At 39.1% G+C, this 8,716-nt stretch carries 6 protein-coding genes; all 6 read right to left on the bottom strand.

The window, feature by feature from the left end:
• Positions 1–209: 209 nt before the first annotated feature.
• Positions 210–2,333, bottom strand: coding sequence for an AAA family ATPase (locus GJV03_RS15565; protein ID WP_154130497.1), 2,124 nt, complete (start codon positions 2,331–2,333; stop codon positions 210–212).
• A 535-nt stretch (positions 2,334–2,868) separates the two neighbouring features.
• On the bottom strand, positions 2,869–4,770 hold the full coding sequence (locus GJV03_RS15560) for a 5'-nucleotidase C-terminal domain-containing protein (protein ID WP_154130496.1): 1,902 nt from the start codon (positions 4,768–4,770) through the stop codon (positions 2,869–2,871).
• A 298-nt stretch (positions 4,771–5,068) separates the two neighbouring features.
• Positions 5,069–5,932 carry a taurine dioxygenase gene (gene tauD / locus GJV03_RS15555; protein WP_056515455.1) on the bottom strand — a complete coding sequence of 288 codons (864 nt, stop codon included), beginning with the start codon at positions 5,930–5,932 and terminating at the stop codon, positions 5,069–5,071.
• 101 nt (positions 5,933–6,033) lie between these two features.
• Positions 6,034–6,876 carry a taurine ABC transporter permease TauC gene (gene tauC, locus GJV03_RS15550; RefSeq protein WP_056515459.1) on the bottom strand — a complete coding sequence of 281 codons (843 nt, stop codon included), beginning with the start codon at positions 6,874–6,876 and terminating at the stop codon, positions 6,034–6,036.
• The gene (tauB, locus tag GJV03_RS15545; RefSeq protein WP_056515461.1) at positions 6,876–7,700 is read right to left on the bottom strand and encodes a taurine ABC transporter ATP-binding subunit; all 825 of its coding nucleotides are present in this window, start codon (positions 7,698–7,700) and stop codon (positions 6,876–6,878) included. Before tauB ends, tauC begins: the two co-directional genes overlap by 1 nt.
• 18 nt (positions 7,701–7,718) lie before the next feature.
• Positions 7,719–8,708 (bottom strand): taurine ABC transporter substrate-binding protein, encoded by a 990-nt coding sequence (gene tauA, locus GJV03_RS15540; protein WP_056515465.1) that lies wholly within the window; start codon positions 8,706–8,708, stop codon positions 7,719–7,721.
• Between the last annotated feature and the right edge of the window lie 8 nt (positions 8,709–8,716).

Raw genomic sequence — 8,716 nt, 5'->3', positions numbered from 1 at the left:
TAACCAACACAACCCCTTTTTTTAAACTTTCTTATCGGATGTGCGTTTTTTCCTCAAAATCAGTGTTTTTTTATGCTTTTTATCTATTTTTTAAGCATTTTTCATTATTTTTTTCATATTAAAGTTATTTTTATACTTTGTTTTCCACTCTCGAATCACAAAATCTGAGCATTATTCAACTGAATCAGGATTCAAAAAGAAAAACCGCATCAATTTGATGCGGTAAATCCTATACTTTGTGCACTTTTATATTTTGCAGTCATTTCATCTGTTAAATGCTGCAGAATAGAATCCACATTTTCAAAAGGATGAAAACAGGACTGTCGTACAATCACCGCAAAGTCTCCAGCACTTAAACGATCTAAAGATTGCAGTTTTACTTTTATATCGGCTTCATGAACAACAAGTTTGAGTTGTGTGCAGACATTTTCCAGTAAAGCCAAACGCTGTGCATAATTTAGAAAATCAAAATGCATTTTAAAATCGAAACGGCGTAATGCAGCTTGATCAAGTTCATCAAAGCGATTGGTTGTCGCCACCACGATGCCATTAAAGCTTTCCATTTGAACCAAAAACTCATTTACCTGAGAAACTTCCCAAGAGCGGGTTGCTTGGCGGCGATCTTGTAATAAACCATCTACTTCATCCAGCAATAAAATTGCCTGTAAGTCTTCGGCTTCATGAAACGCTTTAGCAAGGTTCTGTTCTGTTTCACCGACCCAAGCAGAAATTAAGTCTGAACCACGCTTAATCAGTAAAGGTCGATTGATGGTTTCAGATAACCATCGTGCAAATGCAGTTTTACCTGTTCCTGATGCTCCGTATAGACATAACCGGCCAAAACCATGTTGCTGGATACCTGATGCGATCTCCGCAAGATTCACCTTACAGTTGATATAGTTCAAATCATAGAACTTGGGCAAAGCATTACTATCTTGCAATTTAATACCTTGGTAACCCTGTGCTTTTAAGGTATTGGAAACCAATTTGGTCATGCTTTCCTGTATCACTAAATGCTCATTGTGCATTTGAGCCGCTTTGGCAACACGATAACTACGGCGTAAAATTGCTGGAGATAATTGTTCAACATTGGCCAAGGCTTCCTGATACAAAGGATTAAGTTCTTGACCACAATGTTGTTCGATAAAGCTTCTGCGTTGCTTTTTAGGTGGCACTTTAATTTCAAGCACCATATCAAAACGGCGTATAAACGCAGGATCAAGTTGATCAGAATTAGACACCCAAATCGTTGGTGTACGATTTTGCTCTAAAATACGATTGACCCAAGCCTTACGACTTTGCGCAGTGCTTTTCATCCCCACGCCATTTTCGGTGTCATTAAACACATCCTCAACTTCATCAAACATCAATAAAGCAGATTGACTGTCGAAAATGCACTGCGCTGCACGATACGCACATAAACGCCCTGTGGCTGAAATTGCATCACCATCTTCATCTTCACAGGAGATTTCAAAAAGTTGCACCGACATTTCATCTGCAAGGGTCTTACACAGCTGTGTCTTTCCTGTACCTGAACTGCCATAAAGGAAAATATTTACCCCCTGTTGCTTACTCATTTTGACTTGCTTTAAATAAGCTAGGAGTAAAGTCAATTCAGTGTGTAAATGAGGATAATCCTCTAAGGTTAATTCAGCAGGCTGACTTTTATTAATGGTTCCAACAAACAGATCCATCACATCATTGGTTTTCACCAATAACTTATCGGCCAATTGGTTTGACACCAGATTCAATTTGCCACGTAAATAATTACGATAGTGTTGTTGCACACTGATTAAGCCACTGCGATGTAAACGCCCTTGTACAGACAAAGCCTGCCGAATTGCTTCATAAGGCAAATCTAAAACCACAGCCAAAGCACGTATGGTTTTAGACGCAGTCAATTCACCGATGGTATCCGCAATATCATCTAAAAGTTGTTCACTGTTTAACATCACGATAAAGCCTAAAATCGTGCTTTCAACAGCATTTAAATCCAGTAATTGCTGTATTAACTTTAGGTTATATTGCAACTCAGCATTGAACTGAAAATTATCTAATAAATTTTGCTGTTGGCTATTTTTATGCAAATGGTTGAGTTCCTGATAAGCAGCTTGCTCATCGAACTTATCTGCAAGTAATGCTTCAGAAAAACCTAACTTTTTTGCAATCCATTGATGACTGAAGCAATGATCAGAAATAAATTCTTTTGCACCACCTAACTCGACCAAAAATCGAAAAGCCCAAAGTTTTACAATCAGAGAAATTTCAGCAAAATCCTCTACGTCAACCTGATGCATATTTTGTGCAAAAGGTTGATTAATATATTCGTTCATATATTCACTTTTTTCTTTTCATGCCGAAGGCTAAACTTTTTCCAATTTGCATTTTCTGCAAGCAAAGTCATCCCTCAGAACATCTATATTCTTTAAAATAAGGTTTATTTTCGTTTAATTTAAACGATTAAAAATGTATAGGGTCTATTTAAAGCCCAAAATGAGAAATACGTTAAACAACATGATTTTTCTCCCGAATATTGAATTTAACAGCTGATTCAAATCACATTTTAAGCACCCTGCTTAAAATGATGGGTTCAATCAAGATATTATGGTTATCCTGCAACCAGTCAGTGGTTGTAAACAATCTTGTCAAAAGGCAACGTTACAAGATCAAATTGAGGCAAGTGAAAAGAAAATTGGGTTTGTCATTGTGATTATTTAAGCCATCGTGGCTAAATTTTGGCTCATTTTAAAGTTAAGCAGGGATTTTTGCAATTATTTATTCACCACCAACATAGGATTTTGTCAGTTTTCACCAACGACCCAACGAAAAAAATCCCGCCGAAGCGGGATTTTGATTGTCTGTTTCAGTTTATTTTGCTTTATCGATAAATAGCTGGGTACTGTATTCAGCCGTTGCTAATTTATTAATTTTCTTTTGACCTGTCTGACCAGCCAAACCTTGGGCATATTTGAGGAAAGCCTCCGCATAGTCTAAGCCAACATTCACACGGCGCTCACCAGTAATGGTTTTCAGGGTAGTATAGTAGTCACCACCATTGGCAAGAAAATCAATCGTGATCGCTTTGTAAGTCTTATTGAGATCTAGATTTTCATATTGCCCAGATGCATTACGTACTTGTATTTGGTTAAGACGCTGGCCTTTGTCTTTGGTAAAGTCAACATTCCAACGCATACCACCGGTATATGGGTAGCTACCCGTATTATTCTGGGTAATCACACCATCTATTGCATCTTCTAAGGTGGCTTTAACTTCAGCACCCGTCAGATCTAAACGCAACAATGTATTCTTGAACGGTAAGACATTATAAATTTTACCAACTGTCACATCCCCTAAAGCAACATCTTCACGGACACCACCACCATTTTGGAATGAGATATCAGCGCCAAAGAAGGTCTTTCCTTGTTGTAAAAACGCTTCAGCAATAATTTGTTGAATATCTCCACCATGTTGATCGACATGGGTATTCTTATTACAGATATCGCCGAGAGTTGAACGATTTACATCACGTTGTGTACCAGGGACTCGACGAGAACAGAGATTATCTGTGGCTTGACCTACGATTTCCTGAGCAAATTTTTTCTTTTGTTCCTGATACGGTTTTAAAACATCCAAGGTCTTTTGTAGTGGTGTTACAACAGTAAATGGGGCCTGATCTGTTTTAAATTGCGTCAGAATTGCTTGTTTTTCAGTTTCGGTGACTGCTTTTGCGTCTTTGGCGGTACGGGTAAAGTTATTCCCAATGAGTACATGTGGTGTTCCACTACAGCTTTCGACATTCCCGTTTTTGTCAAACTTCACATTTAAATCGCCCACGATATAACTGTACTGCCAAGCTTGCGCGACGCAGACCAATTGACCATCTTTGTTTCTCAGCTGTGTTGGATAAGCACCTTCAGGTGTCATGCCATATTTTTTAAGACTGTCAGGGCCCAACAAGGTATGTGAATCACCCCCAATAATCACATCAACATCGGTAAGTGATTTTGCCAGCTGTTGGTCTAAGTCATATCCCACATGGGTTTGAAGAATAATATTTTTAATACCTTGTGCTTTATATTGATTTATTTCTTTTTGTGCTGTTTCAATTTCATCTGCAAACAATGTATCAGCATTTGGTTGAGAAGAGTTTTTGGTTTTCTTAGCAACCGTTAAACCAATGATTGCAAATTTAACCCCCTCTTTTTCAAACACTTGTGACTTCAAAATGCGATTGGTTTTATACAACGGTGAAGATGCACCAAAACTGACATTGGCCGTTAAAATTTGGGTTTTGTCTTTACAAGAACTTTGATCCAAGAAACCAATAAATTTCTTTAATCCATCATCTTTAGAATCAAACTCATGGTTACCAGGCGTAAATGTATCAAAACAAACGGTGTTCATTGCATCTGCGTCTGCTTTACCATCCGTTAAGTTATAGTACAAATCGCCAGTGATCGCATCACCAGCATGTATTTTTAAAGCATTTTTCTTTTCTACTGCAAGTTGGTTAATTAAGCTTGCAACACGTGCAAATCCACCACTTGCAACACTAAACTCTTCATCCCCTGTCCCCACATTGCTTTTAAATTTAATGCTTTCTTCATCTAAATGTGAATGATGGTCATTAATATGCAAGATATTCAGTTCTAAAGCTTTTGCCTCTACTGGTTTTTCAGTATTTGAATGATCATTATCATCATTACAAGCAACCAACAGCGTAGACAGTACACTCAGCAAAATGATTTGCTTTTTATTATTAATCAACATGATATTTCCAACAAGCAATAAATATTTATGGCCTAGTATGTTGATCATTTGTTTAATTTTGATGAATAATTAAACATTATTGCTCAGCAACAAGGTTTCATCAGAGCTTGAATATTCAAATTGTTTTGTGAACACCGACAAACACAGCATACCGATACTTTTACCAACAGCTCATTTTATGATTTTTTCTTTAATGTATTTTTTAAATATTGAAGTTTCAAAAAGTTGTATTCAAATTCAGTTGTTTCAAAAATAAAAAACCAATCAAATTTGATTGGTTTTTATAACAAGTTAAACCTTAATCTGCTTGATAAAAAGGTTTATCACCCATCAAAGTGGCTCGATTCATAACACGGTGCTGAGGACGGTAATCATCAACAGCATAGTGGAAGGTACAACGATTATCCCAAAATGCCACATCATTGGCCTGCCATGACCAACGCACTACAAACTCTGGTTTCTGAATATGTTCAAACAACATTTTCAAGACAGCATCGCTTTCTTTGGCTTCGAGTTCATTAATTCGTGTGGTAAAACCCTCACTCACAAATAAAGCTTTACGACCTGTGACAGGATGAGTACGAATCACAGGATGGCTAATCGGAGGATGTTTTTTCTTAGCCTGTTCTAGCTTTTCTAATTCAGCAGGATCACCACCAAAACGATCTACTGGAAATGAACGCGCAATATCATGTGTTGCAGTTAAACCAGACAACATCGCTTGCATCGGTTTGGATAATGCTTCAAACGCCGCTGTTCCACTTGACCAAAGCGTATCTCCACCCCATGCAGGGACTTTTTTTGCACTTAAAATTGCGCCCATTGCTGGTGTTTCAAGAAAAGTCACATCGGTATGCCACAGTGCATTATCCCGTAAATCATTTAATTCCGTATCTAAAACCATGATTTCTGGTTGTTCTGGAATATTGGGGTAAATTGGGTGGATGTGTAACTGACCAAATTGACGCGCCAAAGCTGCATGTTGCTGTGCAGTCATCGGCTGATTTCTGAAAAAGATCACCTGATGTTTCAATAAAGCTGCTTCAATCAAAGCCTTTTGTTCAGGTGTTAAAGGCTGATTGAAATTCACACCTTCAATCAGCGCACCAATCGTTGGATTTAATGGGGTAACTTTAAAAATATTTGAAACAACAGCGTTCATTTCTTCCTCGATCATCTCACGATGTATTAAAGGCAATGCATCATTAAAACGTTAAAACTAAATATGGCGATATGCTATCGAAAAATGTAGCGAAAAATAACTTACTGAGATTGCTTATCCCAAGGGACTAATTTCTTTTGCAAACGACGTAAACCAATTTCCAGAATAAAGGCAATCACAGCGATAATTAAAATCCCGACAATCACAACATCCGTAGCCAAAAGCTGTGAAGATGATTGCACCATAAAGCCTAAACCTTCAGAAGCACCAACCAACTCTGCTGCCACCAAAGTCGACCATCCCACCCCAAGACCAATACGGATACCGGTTAAAATGCTCGGTAAAGAACTTGGTAAAACCACATGTTTAATAATTTGCATTGGGCTTGCACCCAAAGACTGTGCAGCACGAATTTTGGCTTGGTCGACTGAACGGACACCGGTTGCTGTTGCGATAACAATCGGTGCAAAAATTGCCAGATAAATCAGTAGTACCTTGGACAATTCACCAATACCACACCAAATTACAATCAAAGGTAAATACGCCAGTGGTGGAATCGGACGATAAAACTCAATGATAGGATCTAAAATACCCCGCACAATTTTATTGCGACCAATCGCAATCCCCACTGGAATCGCAGTGATAACCGCAGCAATCAATGCCGTGCCGATACGACCCAAACTTGCGCCAATATGACTCCACAAGCTAATACTCATATAGCCATTGCTGAACAAATCATTGAAACGCTGCAACACGGCGGTTGGTGATGGTAAGAATAAAGCATCAATCCAGCCTAAAGTGGTGACCAGCCACCAAATTGCAATCAAAGTAATGATCGTGATACTACTGATCAAAGTAATATTGACTTCACGTGGAACCTTCACCTCCACAGTCTGAGATTCAACTGTACGAGGGATCAATTTAGGGTCTAATTGTGCTGTCATTACTCCACCTTTTCCACTTGAGCTTGGTCGCTCTGAGCAACATGGTATTGATCCTGATTATTTTGAATGAATACACAACTCAACACATGCTCTCGCATTTCAATAAACTTGGGATCTGATTTAATACTTCGTGCTGGCTCGCCATTGGCATAGCGTTTAGCAAAATCCAACTCCAGCTTTTCCACAATTCGCCCAGGATTTGGTGCAAGAATAATCAGATCTGTAGCCAGAAAAACAGCTTCTTCAATGTCATGGGTAATTAAGAAAGTAGGTTTGGACGTGCTCTTCCAAACATCTAATAATAAGCACTGCATTTGTTCACGAATAAACGCATCCAAAGCACCAAAAGGTTCATCCATCAATAATATTTTAGGGTCAGAAGCCAAAGCACGCGCTAAACCAACCCGTTGACGTTGCCCGCCTGAAAGTTCCCAGATATGGCGTTGACCAAAGCCTTCTAAATTCACCAATTTGAGTAATGCTTGTGCACGGTTTTGACGTGTTTTTTTATCAACCCCTGCAAGCTCTAAACCAAAAGCAATATTGTCTTCTACATTTTGCCAAGGCAATAAAACATCATCTTGGAACACCACACCACGGTCTCGGCTAGGTGCAACGATTGCTTCACCATCCAGTTTTAAAGTGCCTGCTTGTGGTTGAGTAAATCCAGCAATCAGATTTAATAAGGATGTTTTACCACTGCCTGAAGCACCTAATGCAACCATCAGTTGCTCAGAACCCAGTTGAAATGACACATCTTTCAAAACCGGTTGTTCAGCACCCGGATACTGTGCTTGTACATGTTCTACAGTCAATACAGCCATGATGAATACTTCCGATCTCTATTTCGATGTTTGAATAAAACGCGTGTTAATAAACTGTTGATAATTTGGAGAAACCTTTCTCACCAGACCTTGTGCTTTTAAAAAGTTCACTGAGTTGACAATATTTTGTGTGGTCCGCCCACCAAGGTATTGAGTGCTTAATTGCGCCTGACGATCTGGATAGGCGGCGCCAGCAAGAAGCGCTGGCACATCTTGAGCATCTACGCCGGTAATTTTGGCAATTTTTTGCACTTCAGCCGAGTTGGCAGTCCAACGACTTTTATTCTGGTTATAAGATTGGTAATAGTTCAGTGTCACTGTTGAAAACTTTGCTAAGACTTCAGGATGCTTCTGTGCAAAATCTTTACGTGCTACCCAAACTTCAAATGTAGGAGATCCCCATTGCCCAACCTGCCCTGCATCAGTGATGACCTTGCCGGTTTTCTTAATATTGGCAAGTGCAGGTGACCAGACAAAAGCTGCATCTATATCGCCTCTGCGCCATGCTGCATTAATTTCAGCTGGTTTTAGGTTCAACAACCGTATTTGATTGGTTTTAATATTCCAATGCTGCAAAGCCCCCAATAAACTGTAATGGGAAGTCGAAGCAAATGGCGTGGCCACCTTTTTCCCAATCAAGTCCTGAGGACTATTAATTCCTGAGCCATTTCTCACCACTAAGGCTTCCGCACTTTTCAGATCGGTAGAAATTAAAAACACCTCTATGGGCAAATTATTGGCAACAGCTGCCCCTAACGGACTTGAACCAATCAGTGCGATATCTACAGAACCAGAAGCCAATGCAGTTAAAACCTCTGCACCACTATTAAATAAGCGCCAATCCAGTTTTTCCCCAATCACTTTGTCATACACACCATCAGCCTGTGCAACTTTTGCAGGTTCTATGTTGGTTTGATAACCAATGACGATAGGGCGAGCATTTGCCAAACCACTATAGCTATATAAACTTATAGCTGAGCAAAGCAAAATCAGTTGCTGAAATTTCATGATCAATG

Origin of the sequence: Acinetobacter sp. RIT698 (assembly GCF_009668065.1) — a bacterium.
Classification (GTDB): Bacteria; Pseudomonadota; Gammaproteobacteria; order Pseudomonadales; family Moraxellaceae; genus Acinetobacter; species Acinetobacter guillouiae.
The sequence above is the reverse complement of the archived record's forward strand: the minus strand, read 5'-3'. Positions and strand labels throughout refer to the sequence as shown.